The 16671-nt window shown below is 77.0% G+C and carries 13 protein-coding genes; 8 read left to right on the top strand and 5 right to left on the bottom strand.

Going from position 1 to position 16671, the window contains the following annotated elements; genetic code table 11:
- Positions 1 to 20 precede the first annotated feature (20 nt).
- Positions 21 to 944 carry a glutamate ABC transporter substrate-binding protein gene (locus D5H78_RS09660; RefSeq protein WP_119950228.1) on the bottom strand — a complete coding sequence of 308 codons (924 nt, stop codon included), beginning with the start codon at positions 942 to 944 and terminating at the stop codon, positions 21 to 23.
- A 21-nt stretch (positions 945 to 965) separates the two neighbouring features.
- A complete protein-coding gene (locus tag D5H78_RS09655) occupies positions 966 to 1748 on the bottom strand; it encodes an amino acid ABC transporter ATP-binding protein (protein ID WP_119950227.1) in 783 nt (260 codons plus the stop codon).
- A 99-nt stretch (positions 1749 to 1847) separates the two neighbouring features.
- Between D5H78_RS09655 and miaB the strand changes: the two genes are divergently transcribed.
- From miaB to miaA, 4 genes are all read left to right on the top strand, one after another.
- Positions 1848 to 3311 carry a tRNA (N6-isopentenyl adenosine(37)-C2)-methylthiotransferase MiaB gene (gene miaB, locus D5H78_RS09650; protein WP_119950226.1) on the top strand — a complete coding sequence of 488 codons (1464 nt, stop codon included), beginning with the start codon at positions 1848 to 1850 and terminating at the stop codon, positions 3309 to 3311.
- Positions 3312 to 3321: 10 nt separating this feature from the next.
- Positions 3322 to 3939, top strand: coding sequence for a hypothetical protein (locus D5H78_RS09645; protein ID WP_119950225.1), 618 nt, complete (start codon positions 3322 to 3324; stop codon positions 3937 to 3939).
- Positions 3940 to 4268: 329 nt separating this feature from the next.
- Complete coding sequence (locus D5H78_RS09640) at positions 4269 to 4958, top strand: class III extradiol ring-cleavage dioxygenase family protein (protein ID WP_119950223.1); 690 nt, start codon at positions 4269 to 4271, stop codon at positions 4956 to 4958.
- Positions 4955 to 5881: a tRNA (adenosine(37)-N6)-dimethylallyltransferase MiaA gene (gene miaA / locus D5H78_RS09635; protein WP_119950319.1), complete on the top strand. Its 927-nt coding sequence runs from the start codon at positions 4955 to 4957 to the stop codon at positions 5879 to 5881. Before D5H78_RS09640 ends, miaA begins: the two co-directional genes overlap by 4 nt.
- A gap of 26 nt (positions 5882 to 5907) precedes the next feature.
- On the opposite strand, the gene D5H78_RS09630 is transcribed toward miaA, so the two are convergent.
- Positions 5908 to 6579 (bottom strand): SDR family oxidoreductase, encoded by a 672-nt coding sequence (locus D5H78_RS09630; protein ID WP_119950221.1) that lies wholly within the window; start codon positions 6577 to 6579, stop codon positions 5908 to 5910.
- A gap of 106 nt (positions 6580 to 6685) precedes the next feature.
- Between D5H78_RS09630 and ggt the strand changes: the two genes are divergently transcribed.
- From ggt to hflX, 3 genes are all read left to right on the top strand, one after another.
- Positions 6686 to 8536, top strand: coding sequence for a gamma-glutamyltransferase (ggt, locus tag D5H78_RS09625; RefSeq protein WP_119950219.1), 1851 nt, complete (start codon positions 6686 to 6688; stop codon positions 8534 to 8536).
- A gap of 236 nt (positions 8537 to 8772) precedes the next feature.
- Positions 8773 to 9639: a diaminopimelate epimerase gene (gene dapF / locus D5H78_RS09620; protein WP_119950217.1), complete on the top strand. Its 867-nt coding sequence runs from the start codon at positions 8773 to 8775 to the stop codon at positions 9637 to 9639.
- 104 nt (positions 9640 to 9743) lie between these two features.
- Positions 9744 to 11276 (top strand): GTPase HflX, encoded by a 1533-nt coding sequence (gene hflX / locus D5H78_RS09615; RefSeq protein ID WP_119950215.1) that lies wholly within the window; start codon positions 9744 to 9746, stop codon positions 11274 to 11276.
- 71 nt (positions 11277 to 11347) lie between these two features.
- On the opposite strand, the gene D5H78_RS19750 is transcribed toward hflX, so the two are convergent.
- Positions 11348 to 12373 (bottom strand): alpha/beta hydrolase family protein, encoded by a 1026-nt coding sequence (locus tag D5H78_RS19750; protein WP_218566437.1) that lies wholly within the window; start codon positions 12371 to 12373, stop codon positions 11348 to 11350.
- A gap of 941 nt (positions 12374 to 13314) precedes the next feature.
- Here D5H78_RS19750 and D5H78_RS09605 point away from each other — a divergent pair.
- Positions 13315 to 13794 (top strand): VOC family protein, encoded by a 480-nt coding sequence (locus tag D5H78_RS09605; RefSeq protein ID WP_218566436.1) that lies wholly within the window; start codon positions 13315 to 13317, stop codon positions 13792 to 13794.
- A gap of 17 nt (positions 13795 to 13811) precedes the next feature.
- Here the strand turns inward: D5H78_RS09605 and D5H78_RS09600 are convergent, their stop codons facing one another.
- Complete coding sequence (locus tag D5H78_RS09600) at positions 13812 to 16643, bottom strand: aminotransferase class III-fold pyridoxal phosphate-dependent enzyme (RefSeq protein ID WP_165865684.1); 2832 nt, start codon at positions 16641 to 16643, stop codon at positions 13812 to 13814.
- Positions 16644 to 16671: the final 28 nt, after the last annotated feature.

Raw genomic sequence — 16671 nt, 5'->3', positions numbered from 1 at the left:
CCTCGGGTGCTAGGGGAGGGTCAGGAGGCGGGGGTCTCGGCCGGGGTGGCCGCGCCGCCGCCGCAGTCGTTCAGCGTCGGGGGCTCGGGGGTCTCCTCGATGACCTCGCCGACGGTCGACTCGAAGATCTCCGCCCAGGTGCCGTCGTCGTACGCCTCCTGCAGCGTCTCGTTGATGAACTCGCAGAAGGCGGTGTCGCCCTGGGGGATGCCGATGCCGTACGGCTCCTCGGTGAACGGGGCGTCGACGAGGTCGAACTCGTCCTCGGCCTGGGAGACGTACCCGGAGAGGATGACGTTGTCCGTCGTGACGGCGTCGACCTGCCCGTTCTGCAGCGCGTCGCGGCAGTCGGTGTAGGCGTCGAAGAGCGTGAGCTCGGCCTCGGGGTAGTTCTCCTGGATGTTGCTCGCGGGCGTCGAGCCGCTGACCGAGCAGACGTTGAGACCCGCGAGGTCCTCGGGGCCCTGGACGCCCTCCGGGTTGCCCTCGGGCACGAGGATGTCCTGGCCGGCGACGTAGTACGGCCCGGCGAAGTCGATGACCTGGTCGCGCTCGTCGTTGATCGTGTAGGTGGCGACGACCATGTCGACGCGGCCCTGCTGCAGGAACGGCTCGCGGTTGGCCGAGACCGACTCGACCCACTCGATGCCGTCCTCGCCGATGCCCAGCTTGCTGGCGATGAGCTTGGCGATCTCGACGTCGAAGCCCTCGGGCTCGCCCTCGAGGTTGGCCAGGCCGAACAGCGGCTGGTCGAACTTGGTGCCCACGGTGATGGAGCCGGCCTCGTTGAGCTCGGCCATCGTCGTGCCGGCCTCGAAGGAGACGTCCTCCTCGGGTGCCGGGGCGGCGGTGCCGCCGTCGCCCTCGTCGTCGCCGCCGCAGGCGGACAGGGCGAGGGCGAGCGCCGCAGCGGCGGCCAGGGCGGGGGTCGTACGTCGGAGCATGGTGCTGCCTCTCGTCGACGGTCAGTGGCTGAGGATCTTGCTGAGGAAGTCCTTCGCCCGGTCGCTGCGGGGGTTGGTGAAGAACTCCTCGGGGGTCGCCTGCTCGACGACCTGGCCCGCGTCCATGAAGACGACGCGGTGCGCCGCGCGGCGCGCGAAGCCCATCTCGTGGGTGACGACGACCATGGTCATGCCGTCGCGGGCCAGGCCCGTCATGACGTCCAGGACCTCGTTGATCATCTCCGGGTCGAGCGCGGAGGTCGGCTCGTCGAAGAGCATGACCTTGGGCTGCATCGCCAGCGCGCGGGCGATGGCGACGCGCTGCTGCTGCCCGCCGGAGAGCTGGGCGGGGTACTTGTCGGCCTGGTTGCCGATGCCGACGCGGTCGAGCAGGGCCCGGGCCCGCTGCTCCGCCTCGGCCTTGGGCACCTTGCGCACCTTGACCGGGCCGAGCGTGACGTTCTCCAGCACGGTCTTGTGCGCGAAGAGGTTGAAGGACTGGAAGACCATCCCCACGTCCGAGCGCAGCCGGGCCAGGTCCTTGCCCTCCGCGGGGAGCGGCTCCCCGTCGAGGGTGATGCGCCCGCCGTCGATCGGCTCGAGCCGGTTGATGGTCCGGCACAGCGTCGACTTGCCCGAGCCGGACGGCCCGATGACGACGACGACCTCGCCCTCGTGGACGGTGAGGTCGATGTCGCGCAGCACGTGCAGGGCGCCGAAGTGCTTGTCCACGCCCTCGAGCACGACGAGCGGGCGCCCCGGGGTCGAGCGGACGGTGCTGCCGGCCGGCGCGCTGTCGGTCATGGCCCGGAACGTACCGGCACCGGCAGGGCCAGTCACGCAGGCACTCGTCACGGTCTCGTCACGGCCGGCTGCCACCCGCGGCACGTACCATCGTCGGTCGTGTCGCGTACGTACGAGGTGCGCACCTACGGGTGCCAGATGAACGTCCACGACTCCGAGCGGCTCGCGGGCCTGCTGGAGGACGCGGGCTACGAGCGCGCGCCCGCGGGCGGCGCGCCCGACGTCGTGGTCTTCAACACCTGCGCGGTGCGCGAGAACGCGGACAACAAGCTCTACGGCAACCTCGGGCACCTCGCCCCGGTCAAGGCCGCGCGGCCCGGCATGCAGATCGCCGTGGGCGGCTGCCTGGCGCAGAAGGACCGCGACACGATCACCCGGCGGGCGCCGTGGGTCGACGTCGTGTTCGGCACGCACAACATCGGGTCGCTGCCCGCGCTGCTCGAGCGGGCGCGGCACAACGAGGAGGCCCAGGTCGAGATCCTCGACGCGCTCGAGGTCTTCCCGTCGACGCTGCCGACCCGCCGCGACTCCGCGTACAGCGCCTGGGTGTCGATCAGCGTCGGCTGCAACAACACCTGCACCTTCTGCATCGTGCCGAGCCTGCGCGGGACCGAGCGCGACCGGCGCCCTGGCGACGTGCTCGCCGAGGTCGAGGCGCTCGTCGCCGACGGCGTCCTCGAGGTCACGCTGCTCGGGCAGAACGTCAACTCCTACGGCGCGGAGTTCGGCGACCGCCTCGCCTTCGGCAAGCTGCTGCGGGCCTGCGGGCAGGTCGAGGGCCTGGAGCGGGTCCGGTTCACCAGCCCGCACCCGCGCGACTTCACCGACGACGTCATCGCGGCGATGGCGGAGACCCCCAACGTCATGCCGCAGCTGCACATGCCGCTGCAGTCCGGCTCGGACCGGGTGCTGCGCGCGATGCGCCGCTCGTACCGGCGCGAGCGCTACCTCGGGATCATCGACCGGGTGCGCGCCGCCATGCCCGACGCGGCGATCACGACCGACGTCATCGTCGGCTTCCCCGGGGAGACCGACGAGGACTTCGAGCAGACCCTCGAGGTCGTCGCCGAGGCCCGCTTCGCGAGCGCCTTCACCTTCCAGTACTCCCCGCGCCCCGGGACCCCCGCCGCCACGCTGCCCGACCAGGTCCCCGCCGACGTGGTCAAGGAGCGGTACGCCCGCCTCGCCGCCCTGCAGGAGGAGGTGTCCTGGGCCGAGGGGCGCGCGCAGGTGGGGCGCACGCTCGAGGTCCTCGTGAGCGAGGGCGACGGGCGCAAGGACGGCGCGACCGCCCGGCGCTCGGGCCGGGCGCGCGACGGCCGCCTGGTGCACTTCGCGCCGGGCGCGACCGACCCGCGCCCGGGCGACGTGGTCGAGGTCGAGGTGACGTACGCCGCGCCGCACCACCTCGTCGCCGACGGCGCGCCGCGCTCGCTGCGGCGGACCCGCGCCGGCGACGCCTGGGCCGCCCGCCGGGGCGCGCCGGCCCGGCGCGCGGTCGGCCTCGGCATGCCCTCCGTCGGGGTGCCCGCCCCGCTGCCCGCGGTGACGGCGTGCGGCTGAGGGCGGGCGCGTGAGCGGGCCGGAGCGGCCGCACCGCCCGGTGCCGCTGCCGCACGTGCCCGAGCGCCTGGCGCCGACCGGGCCGGACCCGGCGACGCTGGCCGAGGACCGCCGCGCCGCGGCCGAGTCGTTCGCGCGGACCCTGCTCGAGGCGGCGTCGCGGGGCGGCGACGCGCAGGTCGACCGCCTCGTCCGCCTGGCCGACGAGGTGGGCCTGGCCGACCTCGACGCCGCGTGGCGCCACGCCGAGTCCGGGACGGTCGCCGGCGGCCTGCGCGTCCTCTACCTCCTGCAGGCCTGGCTGCGCTCGCGCCCGGACGAGGCGGCGCGCCTGCTCGCCGCCGGGCGCGTGCACGCCGACGTCGCGACCACGGTGCTCGGCCTGCCCGCGCACGCGTCCCCGGACGACGTGTGCCGGCTCGCCGACGACCTCGTCCGCGGCGCCCTGGCCCGCGACCTCACCGCGGCGCTGCACCGCGGGGCGGCCCTGTGCCGGGTCGTCGCGGCGGGCCGCGGCGGGTCCTCGGGCCACGACGAGGCGCGCGAGCCGTCCGAGGCCGTCCTGGGCAGCCGGCTGCTGAGCACCGCCGACGACCTCGACGCCGCCGCGCGCGCCGCGGAGCGCTAGGGCCGGCCCCGCGGCGCGGGGAGGCCCCGGACGCGCAAGAGCCCGGACGCACGAGACCCGGACGCGCGAGGGCCCCGGCGCCTCGTCGGCGCCGGGGCCCTGCGATCCCCCTCCGGGACTGCTGCCGGCCTGGGCCCCCTCGCGGGCTCCCCCCCGACCGCGAGGAGGGTGACCCCCCACCCTCCTGCCCCGCGGCCGAGACCCTCGACTTCCCGGGCCGGCACCCCCTCCATCGGCGGCCCGCCCGCCGGCGTTACACGTCCCGCGCGCTCTTCTCGCGCGGACCGGTCCGCGCGCTGCCGGCGCGCCCGCGCACCTAGGCTCGGCGGGTGCTCGTCGCCGCCGCGGTCGTCCCGCACCCGCCGCTGCTCGTCCCCGGCCTGTCCGGGCGCGAGGACGTGCTCGCCGCGGTCCGCGGGGCCGCGCTCGGGGCGGTGGGCCGCCTGCTGGCGGCGGGGCCGGACGTCGTCGCGGTCGTCGGTGCCGGCACCGCCGCGCGACGCCACCCGGCGTCGGCCGCCGGCTCCCTCGCCCCGTACGGCCTCCCGGTGCGCGTGGGCGGCGACGGGCCGCCCGTGCTGCCGCTGAGCCTGACGGTCGGGCGGTGGCTGCTCGGGCGGGCGGGCGCCGACGGGGACCCGCTGCTGGAGGAGCTCGACCCCGCCGGGGCGCCGGGCGCCTGGCGCGCGGCCGGGGAGGCGCTGGCCGCGGCCGCGCCCCGCGTCGCGCTCCTCGCCGCGGGTGACGGGTCGGCGCGCACGACCGAGCGCTCGCCCGGCTGGGTGGACCCCCGGGCCGCGGACTGGGACGCCGCGTGCGCCGCCGCGCTGGGCAGCGGGGACCCGGCGGCCCTGGCCGCCCTCGACCCCGCCCTCGGGCACGAGCTGCTCGCCGCGGGGGTGCCGGCCTGGCACGCGCTGGCCGGGGCCGCGGCAGGGGGGCGCTGGCGCGCGGACCTCGGGCTGCACGCGGCGCCCCTCGGGGTCAGCTACCTCGTCGCCTCGTGGGCGCAGGGGTGAGCGCCGCCCGGACGGACGCGGGGGGCCCGCCGGTCGTCGCCGTCGTCGGCGCCACCGCCGCGGGCAAGTCGGACCTCGGGGTGGACCTCGCGCTCGCGCTGGACGGCGACGTGGTGAACGCGGACTCCATGCAGCTCTACCGCGGCATGGACGTCGGCACCGCGAAGCTCACGGCCGCCGAGCGCCGGGGGGTGCCGCACCACCTGCTCGACGTGCTCGACCCGCGGGAGCCGGCCGACGTCGCCGGCTACCAGCGCGCGGCGCGCGCGGTGGTCGCCCGGCTGCACGGGGCCGGGCGCCGGGCCGTCCTCGTCGGCGGCTCCGGGCTCTACGTGCGGGCGGCCCTCGACGACCTGGAGTTCCCGGGCACCGACCCGGCGCTGCGGGCCCGCCTCGAGGGGGAGCTCGAGCGCGAGGGGAGCGGGGCCCTGCACGCGCGGCTCGCCGCGCTCGACCCGGAGGCGGCCGCACGCATCCTGCCGAGCAACGGCCGGCGCGTCGTGCGGGCCCTCGAGGTCGTCGAGCTGACCGGCGGCACCTTCGTCGCGGCGCTGCCGGAGCCCTCGTACGCGCTCCCGGCGGTGCAGCTCGGCCTCCACGTGCCGCGCCCCGTGCTGGACGAGCGCATCGCGCGGCGGGTGGACCGCATGTGGGCGGCCGGCCTGGTCGAGGAGGTGCGCGCGCTGGAGCGCGCGGGGCTGCGGGAGGGGCGCACGGCCTCGCGCGCCCTGGGCTACGCGCAGGTCCTGCGGTTCCTGGCCGGTGGGTGCACCGAGGAGGAGGCACGGGAGGAGACCGTGCGGGCGACGCGCCGCTTCGCGCGCCGCCAGGAGAAGTGGTTCCGGCGCGACCCGCGCGTCGCCTGGCTGCCGCACGACGCCCCCGACCTGCGCGAGCGCGCCCTCGCCCTGGTCGCGGGCTGACCCGACCGCGCGGCGCGGGCCGGCGCTCAGCCGGCGGCGGCCCGCCGCACGGCGTCCTCGACCGGCTCCTCGCCGCCGACGAGCTCCAGCACCTGCCCGGCCGTGCCGGGGGTGTCGGCGAGGGCGACGAGCACCGCCGCCACGTCGGCCCGCGGGACCTCGCCCCGCGGCACCGACCCCTCGAGCAGGACCCGGCCGGTGGCCGGTGCGTCGGTCAGGGCGCCGGGGCGCAGCACCGTCCAGTCCAGGTCGCGGGCGCGCACGTCCTCCTCGGCGGCCAGCTTGGCGCGCAGGTACGCGAGGAAGACCTCCTCGACGCCCTCCGGCTCAGCGCCGTCGCGCACCGACTCGACCCCGACCGACGACACGAGGAGGTAGCGGCGGACGCCGGCGCGCTCGCAGGCGTCCGCGAGCAGCACCGCCGCGCCGCGGTCCACGGTGTCCTTGCGGGCCGCACCGCTGCCGGGCCCGGCGCCCGCGGCGAACACCGCGGCGTCCGCGCCCTCGAGCACCTCGGCGACCTCGGGGACGGAGGCCGCCTCGAGGTCGACGAGCCGGGGGCGCACGCCGAGCGCCGCGAGGTCGTCGAGGTGCTCGGGGGAGCGCACGAGGCCCACGACCTCGTCGCCGCGGGCGACGAGGAGGCGGGCGAGCTGCTGGGCGACCTTGCCGTGGGCACCGGCGACGACGAAGCGCATGGCCCACGGCCTACCCGCGACCCGCCGGGCCTACCGCGCTGTCGGACCCCAGGAGCATGATGCGGCGCACCCGGAGCCACCCGCCCCGACGCGAAGGAGCCCGCGCATGCCCCTCCGACCCGACCGGCCGCTACGCCGCACGCTCGCGGTCCTCGTCCCGCCCGTCCTCGCCGCCGGGCTGCTCGCCGGCACGGGCGCGGCGCCCGCCTCCGGTGCGCCCGGCGCACCGGGCGCACCGGGCGCACCGCGCGCGTCAGCAGCGCCGCAGGTCCCGAAGCAGCCGGTCGCCCGGGGCGCGGGCGGTGCCGTCGCCACGGTCGACCCCGACGCCTCGCGCGTGGCCGTCGAGGTGCTGCGCGCCGGCGGCACCGCCGCCGACGCCGCCGTGGCCGCCGCGGCGACCCTCGGCGTCACCGAGCCCTACAGCGCGGGCATCGGCGGCGGCGGCTACTTCGTGCACTACGACGCCTCGACCGGGCGGGTGCAGACCGTCGACGGGCGCGAGACCGCGCCGCTGGCGATGGGACCCGACGCCTTCGTCCAGGACGGGCAGCCGATCCCCTTCGCCGAGGCGGTGTCCTCCGGGCTCTCGGTGGGCGTGCCCGGCACCCCCGCCACCTGGGCCGAGGCGCTCGACCGGTGGGGCACCCTCAGCCTGGCCGAGGCCCTCGAGGGCGCGACCGAGGTGGCCCGCGAGGGGTTCGTCGTCGACGAGACGTTCCGCCAGCAGACCGCGGACAACGAGGCCCGGTTCCGCGACTTCACCTCCACGACGCGGCTCTTCCTGCCCGGCGGCGAGCTGCCGCGCGTCGGCAGCGTCTTCCGCAACCCCCAGCTCGCGCGCACCTACGACCTCATGGCCCGCCAGGGGGTCGACGTCCTCTACCGCGGGGCGCTGGGCCGCGACGTGGTGCGCACGGTGCAGCGCCCGCCGGTGGCCCCCGGGGTCGAGCGCGAGGTGCGCCCGGGGCTCATGCAGCGCAGCGACCTGGCGGCGTACGACGCCCCGCTGCGCCGGCCCACCGTCGTCGGCTACCGCGGGTACGACGTCTACGGCATGGCGCCGTCCTCGAGCGGCGGCTCGACGGTCGGGGAGGCGCTCAACATCCTCGAGCGCTCCCCGCTGCGCCGGCTCGACCGCACGCAGGTGCTGCACCGCTACCTCGAGGCGAGCGCGCTGGCCTTCGCCGACCGCGGGGCGTACGTCGGCGACGCCGAGTTCGTCGACGTCCCGCTGCAGCGGCTGCTCTCCGACGACTACGCCGCGACCCGCGCCTGCCTGATCGACCCGCGGCGGGCGCTGCCCAAGCCGGTCCTGCCCGGCGACCCGTACGGCGACGGCGGCTGCGCGACGGCGGAGGCCGCCGGCGGCGACCAGGAGGGCCTGTCGACGACGCACCTCACCGTCGCCGACCGGTGGGGCGACGTGGTGGCGTACACGCTGACCATCGAGCAGACGGGCGGCAGCGGCATCGTCGTCCCCGGGCGCGGGTTCCTGCTCAACAACGAGCTGACCGACTTCAACTTCACCGACACCCAGGCGGCGATCGGCGGCACCGACCCCAACCTGCCCGGGCCCGGCAAGCGCCCGCGCAGCTCGATGTCGCCGACGATCGTCCTGCGCGACGGGGAGCCGGTCCTCGCGGTCGGGTCGCCCGGCGGCTCGACGATCATCACGACCGTGCTGCAGACCCTCGTCAACCGCATCGACCTCGGCATGACGCTGCCGCGGGCCATCGCGGCGCCGCGGGCCAGCCAGCGCAACACCGCGACGGTCAGCGCCGAGCCGGGCTTCCCGACGGGTCGCCTCCAGCGCCTGGGGCACGCGTTCACCGAGACCGCCGAGATCGGTGCCGCCGCCGGCGTGGAGATCCGCCGCGACGGCACCTTCGTCGCGGCCGCCGAGCCGGTCCGCCGCGGCGGCGGCAGCGCCATGGTGGTGCGGCCCCGGCGCTGAGCGCGCCGGTGCGCCCGGCTCCTGCGCCGGGCGCACCGGGGTCCGGGGCGGAGGCCGAGCGGGTCGCGGCGCCCTGCGTCCCTGCCGAGGTGGCCGGGTCCCTGCCGTGATCGTGCGCGGATGGTGCAGCGGTGCCGGTGCCGTCCTCAGCCGGCGGCCCGTGCTCCTCCAGGGGCGCCGCCGTCCGCGCAGGACCACGGCGGGGCGCGGCGCCCGGCCGCCGTAGCATCGCCGGCATGCGCGGCATCCCCTTCGCCAAGGGCCACGGCACGGAGAACGACTTCGTCGTCGTGCCCGACCCGGACGGAGAGCTCGACCTGGGCGCCCGGCTCGTCACGGCCCTGTGCGACCGGCGCGCGGGGGTGGGCGGCGACGGCGTCCTGCGGGTGGTGCGCACCGTGCACGTGCCCGAGGTCGCCGACCAGGCGGGCGCCGCCGAGTGGTGCATGGACTACCGCAACGCCGACGGGTCGGTCGCGCAGATGTGCGGCAACGGGGTGCGGGTGTTCGCCCGCTACCTCGTCGACGCCGGCCTGGCCGGCCCCGGCGACCTCGCGGTCGCCACCCGCGGCGGCACGAAGCGGGTGCGCTTCGAGGACGACGGCACCGTGACGGTCGACATGGGGGCCGCCGAGCTGCCGGAGCGCCTGGCCCGGGTCGAGGTGAGCGCGGCGGGCCGGCGCTGGCCGGCGCTCGGCGTCCTCATGCCCAACCCGCACGCGGTCGCGCAGGTCGAGGACCTCGCGCACGCGGGGGCGCTGCGCGAGGCGCCGGTCGTGGGCCCCGAGGGGAGCTACCCCGAGGGGGTCAACGTCGAGTTCGTCGTCGACCGCGGCCCGGCGCACGTCGCGCTGCGGGTGCACGAGCGCGGGGTGGGGGAGACCCGCTCCTGCGGCACCGGCGCCGCGGCGGTCCTCGTCGCGGCGCGCCGGCGCGCCGGGCTCGGTCCGCAGGACGACGAGCGGCGCTCGTGGCGCATCGACGTGCCGGGCGGGCGGCTGCAGGGCACCGAGCGGGCCGACGGGCACGTCGACCTGCGCGGGCCGGCGGTCCTCGTCGCGCGCGGTGAGCTCGACCCGGAGTGGGTCGCCGCGCACCGGTGACCGGTCGGGAACCGGGATGACCCGGGCGGTCGCGACGTGCGACGCTGAGCGGGATGGGTCGGCGCCCTCCCTGCGTTGACCACCGACGTATGAGGACTCACTCCATGGCCCGACCTGCCCGCAGCGAGACGTCCCCCGCGGGGACCCCGGAGCAGCGCGTCGCCGCGCTGGCCTCGCTGCCCGACCCGGTCCACGTCGACGACGACCTGCTCGCCGCCGACGGGACCCTGCTCGGCGTCGACGACGACGCCGACCCGCGCTCGGACGCCTACGACGGCGAGCAGCGCGACCTGTCCGACCGCCACGCGCTGCGCCGCGTGGCCGGCCTCTCGACCGAGCTCCAGGACGTCACCGAGGTCGAGTACCGCCAGCTCCGCCTGGAGCGCGTGGTGCTCATCGGGGTGTGGACCGAGGGCACGGCCGAGGACGCCGAGAACTCCCTCGCCGAGCTCGCCGCGCTGGCCGAGACCGCCGGCTCGCAGGTGCTCGAGGGCCTCGTGCAGCGGCGCGACAAGCCGGACCCGTCGACGTACGTCGGCTCCGGCAAGGCCCGCGAGCTGCGCGACGTCGTCGTGGCGACCGGCGCCGACACCGTCGTCTGCGACGGCGAGCTGACCCCCGGGCAGCTCATCGCCCTCGAGGACGTCGTCAAGGTCAAGGTCATCGACCGGACCGCGCTCATCCTCGACATCTTCGCCCAGCACGCGAAGAGCCGGGAGGGCAAGGCGCAGGTGGCCCTGGCGCAGATGCAGTACATGCTGCCGAGGCTCCGCGGCTGGGGCGAGTCGATGTCCCGCCAGGCCGGTGGTCGCGTCGCCGGCGGTGGCGGCATCGGCACCCGTGGTCCCGGTGAGACGAAGATCGAGACCGACCGGCGCCGCATCCGGGCCAAGATGGCCAAGATGCGCCGGGAGATCGCGGGCATGGGCGCGGCGCGCGAGACGATGCGCGCCGAGCGCCGGCGCAACGCGGTGCCGTCCGTGGCGATCGCGGGCTACACCAACGCCGGCAAGTCGAGCCTGCTCAACCGGCTCACCGGCGCGGGCGTGCTCGTGGAGGACGCCCTGTTCGCCACGCTCGACCCGACGGTGCGCCGCGCGCAGACCCCCGAGGGGCGGCCGTACACGCTGACCGACACGGTCGGCTTCGTCCGGCACCTGCCCCACCAGCTCGTCGAGGCGTTCCGCTCGACGCTGGAGGAGGTGGCGCAGGCCGACCTCGTCCTGCACGTGGTCGACGGCTCGCACCCGGACCCGGAGTCCCAGCTCACCGCGGTCCGCCAGGTCCTCGGCGAGATCGGCGCCGGCGACGTGCGCGAGGTCGTCGTGGTCAACAAGGCGGACGCCGCCGACCCGCTGGTGCTCGCGCGGCTGCAGCGCAACGAGCCGACCGCGGTGGTCGTCTCGGCGCGCACCGGGCAGGGCGTCGACGCCCTGCAGGAGCTGCTCGAGCGCGAGCTGCCGCACCCCGAGGTCGCCGTCGAGGTCCTCGTGCCCTACGACCGCGGCGACCTGGTGCACCGGGTGCACGCCCACGGCGAGGTGCTCGAGGAGCTGCACGAGGGCGAGGGGACCCGCCTGCGGGCCCGCGTCGCCCCCGGCCTCGCCGCCGAGCTGCAGGGCTTCGCCAGCGCCTGAGCGCCCCGACCCGGCCGCACGCGGCAGCGCACGAGGGCCCCGCACCGCACGGTGCGGGGCCCTCGGCGCGCCTACTGCTCGAGCGGGGCCTCCTGGGCGCGCCCGCCGAGGTGCTCGGCGAGGAACGCCTCGCAGGCGGCGTAGAACCGCTCGCGGTTCTCCGGCTTGGCCAGGCCGTGGCCCTCGTCCTCGAAGAGCAGGTACGTGTGGGGCAGCCCCTTCTCCTGCAGCGCCGCCACGATCTGCTCGGCCTCGGCCTGCTTGACCCGCGGGTCGTTCGCCCCCTGCGCGACGAGCACCGGGATGCGGATGTCGCCCGCGCGGGAGAGCGGCGAGCGCTCCCAGAGCATGTCCTTCTCCGTGGCGGGGTCGCCGACCCGTCGGTGCATGTGGGCGATCATCGGCTTCCAGTACTCGGGCAGGCTGTCGAGCAGCGTGAGCAGGTTCGACGGCCCGACGAGGTCGACGGCGCAGCGGAAGACGTCGGGGGTGAAGGCGGCCCCAGCGAGGGCGGCGTAGCCGCCGTACGACCCGCCGTAGATGCCGACCCGCTCGCGGTCGACCCAGCCCCGGGCGACCGCGTGCTCGACGGCGTCGACGAGGTCGTCGTGCATGGCCCGGCCCCACTGCTTGTCGCCGGCGTTGAGGAACGCCTTGCCGTAGCCGGTGGACCCGCGGAAGTTGACCTGCAGGCAGACGTAGCCGCGGTTGGCGAGCCACTGCGCGTCGGGGTCGTAGCCCCAGAAGTCGCGTGCCCACGGCCCGCCGTGGACGTTGAGCACCGCGGGGAGCCCCGCGGGGTCGACGCCGGGCGGGAAGGTGGCGTACCCGTGGATCTCCAGCCCGTCCCGGGCGGTGAAGGAGAAGGGCTCCATCGGGGCGAGCACCTGCTCGGCGAGCTCGGCGCGGTGGGTGAAGAGGAAGCGCGCCTCGCCGGTCGAGCGGTCGTAGAGGTGGTACGCCACCGGCCCGTCGCTCGGGGCGACCGACACCAGCCAGAGCCGGTCGCCGCGCTCGCGCCGGCCCACCGAGACGTCGCCGTCGCCGAGCGCCTCCACCCGCTCGAGGTCCGGGCGCAGCGACTCGTCGAGCAGCACGACGTCCTGCCGGTCGCGCTCGAAGGTGACGGCCTGCGGCTCCAGGGTCTCCCGGGTGCAGCCAGACCCCCGACACGTCGTACGCCGGGTCCTCGGCGAGGACGGTCTGCTCGCCCGTGGCGAGGTCGTGCCGGACCAGGCGCGAGGCGTTCGCGTCGAGGCTGGACAGCAGCAGCAGGCCCGACCCGTCCCGCGTGAAGCCGATGACGTCCGTCGTCCCGGCGTCGTCGGCGGGGATGGTCAGCCAGGGCGTCCAGCCGTCGGCGTCCTTGAGGTGCACGACGACCGAGCCGTCCGGCAGCATCGCGGACCCGCCGCGCAGCTGCAGGTCGCTGTCGACGAGCCAGCCGAGGAACCCGGGGTTCTCCGCGACGAGCTCGAGCTGCCCCGTGCGCAGGTCGAGCGCGTGCACGTCGTGCAGCTGCTGGTCGCGGTCGTTGAGCCCGACGAGCATCCGGTGCGGGTTCCAGCGGTTGTGCCCCAGCAGCTGCGTCTGGACGCCGCTGGCGGGCGTCACCAGGCGGGACTCGCCGGTCTGCAGGTCGAGCAGGTACAGCCGCCAGCTCTCGTCGCCGGCCGTGTCCTGCACGTAGACCACCGAGCGGTCGTCGTGGCAGAACGCGTACGTGCGCACGCCGCGGTCGGTGTCGCGGGTCAGGGGCCGCGCCGGGGCGCTGCCGTCGACCGGCTCGACCCACACGTTGAGCACCCCGTCCAGCGGGGCGACGTAGCCGAGCAGCGTGCCGTCCGGCGACACCGAGGGCGCGACGCGGTCGGGGTTGCCGAAGAGGACCGAGCGGGGGATCAGCGGGGGGAGGGCCACGCGCCCGACCCTAGCCGCGGGGACCGGCGATCCGCCGATCGCGCCCCGCGGGGGCGCCGCGCGGAGCATGCTGCGGGGTGCGGCCCGCCCTGCCTCCCCGGGCCGCGGGAGGTGGCCCGTGCCCACGTTCGCCGGCGTCGACCACGTGAGCCTGACCGTGACCGACCTCGAGCGCAGCGTCCGCTTCTACGCCGAGGTGCTCGACTTCGTGCAGGTCATCGACGCGGGGTACGGGCGCGTGTGCATGCACCCGCGCACCGGCTTCGTCCTCGGGCTGGTGCGCCACGAGGGGGCGCAGGGCACGCCCTTCACCGAGCTGGCCACGGGCCTGGACCACCTCGGTCTGGTCGCCGCGTCCCGCGACGAGCTCGTGGCGTGGGAGGAGCGCCTGCGCGGGGCGGGGGTGCCGTACACCCCGGTGCGGGACATGCCGCTGGGGCACCACCTCGCGTTCCGCGACCCCGACGGGATCGCCCTCGAGCTGTACGCGCCCAACGACGTCATGGCGGCCGCGCTGCGGGAGCTGCGCAGCAGGGAGGTCGCGCCGGAGGAGCTCCTCGCCATGGCGCGCCAGGTGCTCGGTGCGCCGCCGGCCTGAGCCCGCGGGGCGGCGGCTCACCACCCCTCGCGCAGCACCTCGTCGAGCCGGTCCACGAACGCGTCCGCGCTCTTCCTGCTCAGGCACAGCGGGGGCTTGGCCTTGAGGACGTTGCCGCGGTCCCCGGCGGGCTGGCAGACCACGCCGAGCTCGAGGAGCCGCTCGCAGACCGCGTACGCCTCCTCGCTCGCCGGCTCGAGGGTGGCGCGGTCCCGCACGAGCTCGACGCCCTGGTAGAGCCCGGTGCCGTGCACGGCCCCCACCAGCGGGTGCCGCCGCGCCAGGTCCTCGAGCCGCGCGCGCAGGTGCGCGCCGACGTCCCGGGCGGCGTCCTGCAGCCGCTCCTCCTCGAGGACGTCGAGGACGGTGAGCCCGACGACGCAGCTCACCGTGCTGCCGCCGGCGGAGGAGAAGAAGCTGCCCTCGCGCGCCAGGGCCTCGGCGACCTCCCGGCGCGTGAGGACCGCCCCGAGCGGGTGGCCATCGCCCATCGCCTTGGCGACCGTGATGACGTCCGGCACGACGCCGTGCTGCTCGAACGCCCAGAACCAGCGGCCGGTGCGGCCGTACCCGACCTGCACCTCGTCGGCCACGCACAGCCCCCCGTGGCGCCGGACCGCGTCGTACACCGCGGGCAGGTAGCCCTCGGGCAGCACCAGCCCGCCGGCGTTGCCGAGCAGCGGCTCGCACACGAACGCGCCCGGGGGCCGCCCGGCGGCGGCGAGGCCGTCGAGGACCTGCACGGCGTCGCGCGCGTACGCCGCCCCGCTGCCCGGCCCGCGGTGGCGCCCCCGGTAGGCGTTCGGCGCGTCGAGCAGGTGGACCCACGGCGGTCGGGTGGCGGCGGCGTGCGGGTTGTCGAGCGCGGAGGTGGACACGGCGTCCGAGGCGACCGTCCAGCCGTGGTACGCCTCGCGCAGCGCCGCGACGTCCTCGCGCCCGGTCCACGCCCGCGCCAGGCGCAGCGCCAGGTCGACGGCCTCGCTGCCGGAGTTGACGAGCAGGACGGTGTCGAGCGGGTCGGGGGCCAGGGCGGCCAGGCGCTCGCAGAGCTCGGTCACGGCCGCGACGTGGAAGCGCGAGTTGGTGTTGAGCAGCCGCCACTGCCGGGCGACCGCCGCGGCGACCCGGGGGTGCCCGTGCCCCAGGAGCGTGACGTTGTTGACCACGTCGACGTACGCCCGCCCGCGCACGTCGACGAGGTGCTCGCGCCAGCCGCGCTCGACCTGCGGCGGCTCGGCGTAGTAGCTCTCCTGGGCGCTCGTGAAGGCCGCGCGCCGCCGCCCCAGGAGCCCCGGGTCCGGCTTCGGGGCGGCGACGTCGAGCCCGAGCAGCGGCGACGGGTCGGGCGACAGCGCCGCCCAGGCGCCGGCGCGGGAGCCGGTGGTGAGCGCGGGCGGCTCGGGGCCGAGGACCACCTGGACCGCGAGGTCCGTGGTCCCCGCGCCCTCGAGCCGTACGCGCCAGGGGACCCCCGGGGGCGCCGCACCCACGGGCAGGGGCCGGCGCGAGCGGACACGGGCGTGCAGGGCGTACGTCGCCGGCTCGTCCCGGGCGCCGGGCACGGTGCGGGTCAGTCGGTGCTCCCCCCAGCGCAGGACGACCGCGGGTGCACCGGCCGCCAGCGCCTCCTCGACGAGGTCGTCCTCGACGCGCTCCTGCAGCCAGCGGCCCTCGTCGAGCAGCGCGGACGTGGGGGACAGGTCGAGCACCCGCGTCCCGGCGGGCAGGTCGACGAGCGGCGCGGCGCGCCGGACCTCCTCGTGCGCGGCGGCGAGGGGCGCGGGCAGCGGCCGCCCGAGGGCGCGGCGCACGGCCAGGCCCATGAGCGCCGGCGGCACGGACAGGGCGCGGCGCAGGATCGCCCACTCCTGCTCGCGGGCCTCCGCGGCGTACGCGTTCCCCGGGTCGACCGCCACCTGGTGCTCGCCGCTGGCGACGAGCACCGCCCCGCGCAGCACGACGAGCGGCCACAGCGCGTCGAGCTCGGCGTCGTCGAGCCGCACGTGCCCGGCGAAGCCGCGGACCACGGGCAGGACCGCGAACGGGTCGTCGGCGTGCCGCAGCGCGCCGGTGCAGGCGACCGCGAGGTCGGCGACCCGCCAGCCGAGGCCCAGGTCGCCGAAGTCGATGACGCCGTCCGGGACGAGCCGGCCGTCGCGCCCCTGCGTGCCCACGACGTTGTCGTCGGTGGCGTCGCCGTGCACGGCCTGCACGGGCAGGGACGCGACCAGCGGCGCCAGGGCGGCGGCGGCGCCCGCGGCCGCCTCGGCCACGGTCCTGCGGCGCGCGGCCGGGACGTCGCCGCGGAGCTGCTCGACGACGGCGGCGCCCTGGCGCAGGTCCCACTCCTGGACGCGGTCGAGACCCGGGTGGCCCACGGCGGCCAGCGCGGCGGAGAGCCGGCCGACGACGTCGCCGAGGCCGTGCAGCACCACGGGGGCGAGGTGCGCGCGCTCGCCCAGCGGCTCGCCGTCCACCCACGTCAGCACGCGCACCACGAGCCCGTCGCCCACAGCGTGGCGCAGGGTGCCGTCGAGGGCGGGCACGGGCTCCGGCAGCCGTACGCCGGTGCCGGCGCCGGCCAGGTGGTGGAGCACCGCGTCCTGCGCCGCGAGGACCGGCTCGGGCGAGGTGGGCCCGCTCAGCTTGAGCAGGAGCCGGCCGCGGTCGGTGTCGAGGCGCAGGTTCCGGTCCTGCTGGCTGCCGAGCTCGCGCCACCTCCGCACGTCGAGCCCCCAGCGCTCGCGCGCCAGCCCGAGCAGCAGCGCGGCGTCGAGCGGCGGCCGCGCCCCCGCGGGCCGCACGACCCCGGCCCCGGCGCCTGTCCCGAGCCCTGCCTCGCGCACCTCGCACCTCCCCGCGGCGGCCGCGGGC

The sequence above is a fragment of the Vallicoccus soli genome, assembly GCF_003594885.1.
Taxonomy (GTDB): domain Bacteria; phylum Actinomycetota; class Actinomycetes; order Motilibacterales; family Motilibacteraceae; genus Vallicoccus; species Vallicoccus soli.
Note: the sequence above shows the minus strand (reverse complement) of the source record. Positions and strands in the feature narration are given on the sequence as shown.

What these genes read in the sequence shown, in the direction of transcription:
- hflX (WP_119950215.1), top strand. Translation starts at nt 9,744, where the DNA reads ATGGCCCGACCTGCCCGCAGCGAGACGTCCCCCGCGGGGACCCCGGAG.
- D5H78_RS09660 (WP_119950228.1), bottom strand. Translation starts at nt 944, where the DNA reads ATGCTCCGACGTACGACCCCCGCCCTGGCCGCCGCTGCGGCGCTCGCC.
- D5H78_RS09655 (WP_119950227.1), bottom strand. Translation starts at nt 1,748, where the DNA reads ATGACCGACAGCGCGCCGGCCGGCAGCACCGTCCGCTCGACCCCGGGG.
- dapF (WP_119950217.1), top strand. Translation starts at nt 8,773, where the DNA reads ATGCGCGGCATCCCCTTCGCCAAGGGCCACGGCACGGAGAACGACTTC.
- D5H78_RS09630 (WP_119950221.1), bottom strand. Translation starts at nt 6,579, where the DNA reads ATGCGCTTCGTCGTCGCCGGTGCCCACGGCAAGGTCGCCCAGCAGCTC.
- ggt (WP_119950219.1), top strand. Translation starts at nt 6,686, where the DNA reads ATGCCCCTCCGACCCGACCGGCCGCTACGCCGCACGCTCGCGGTCCTC.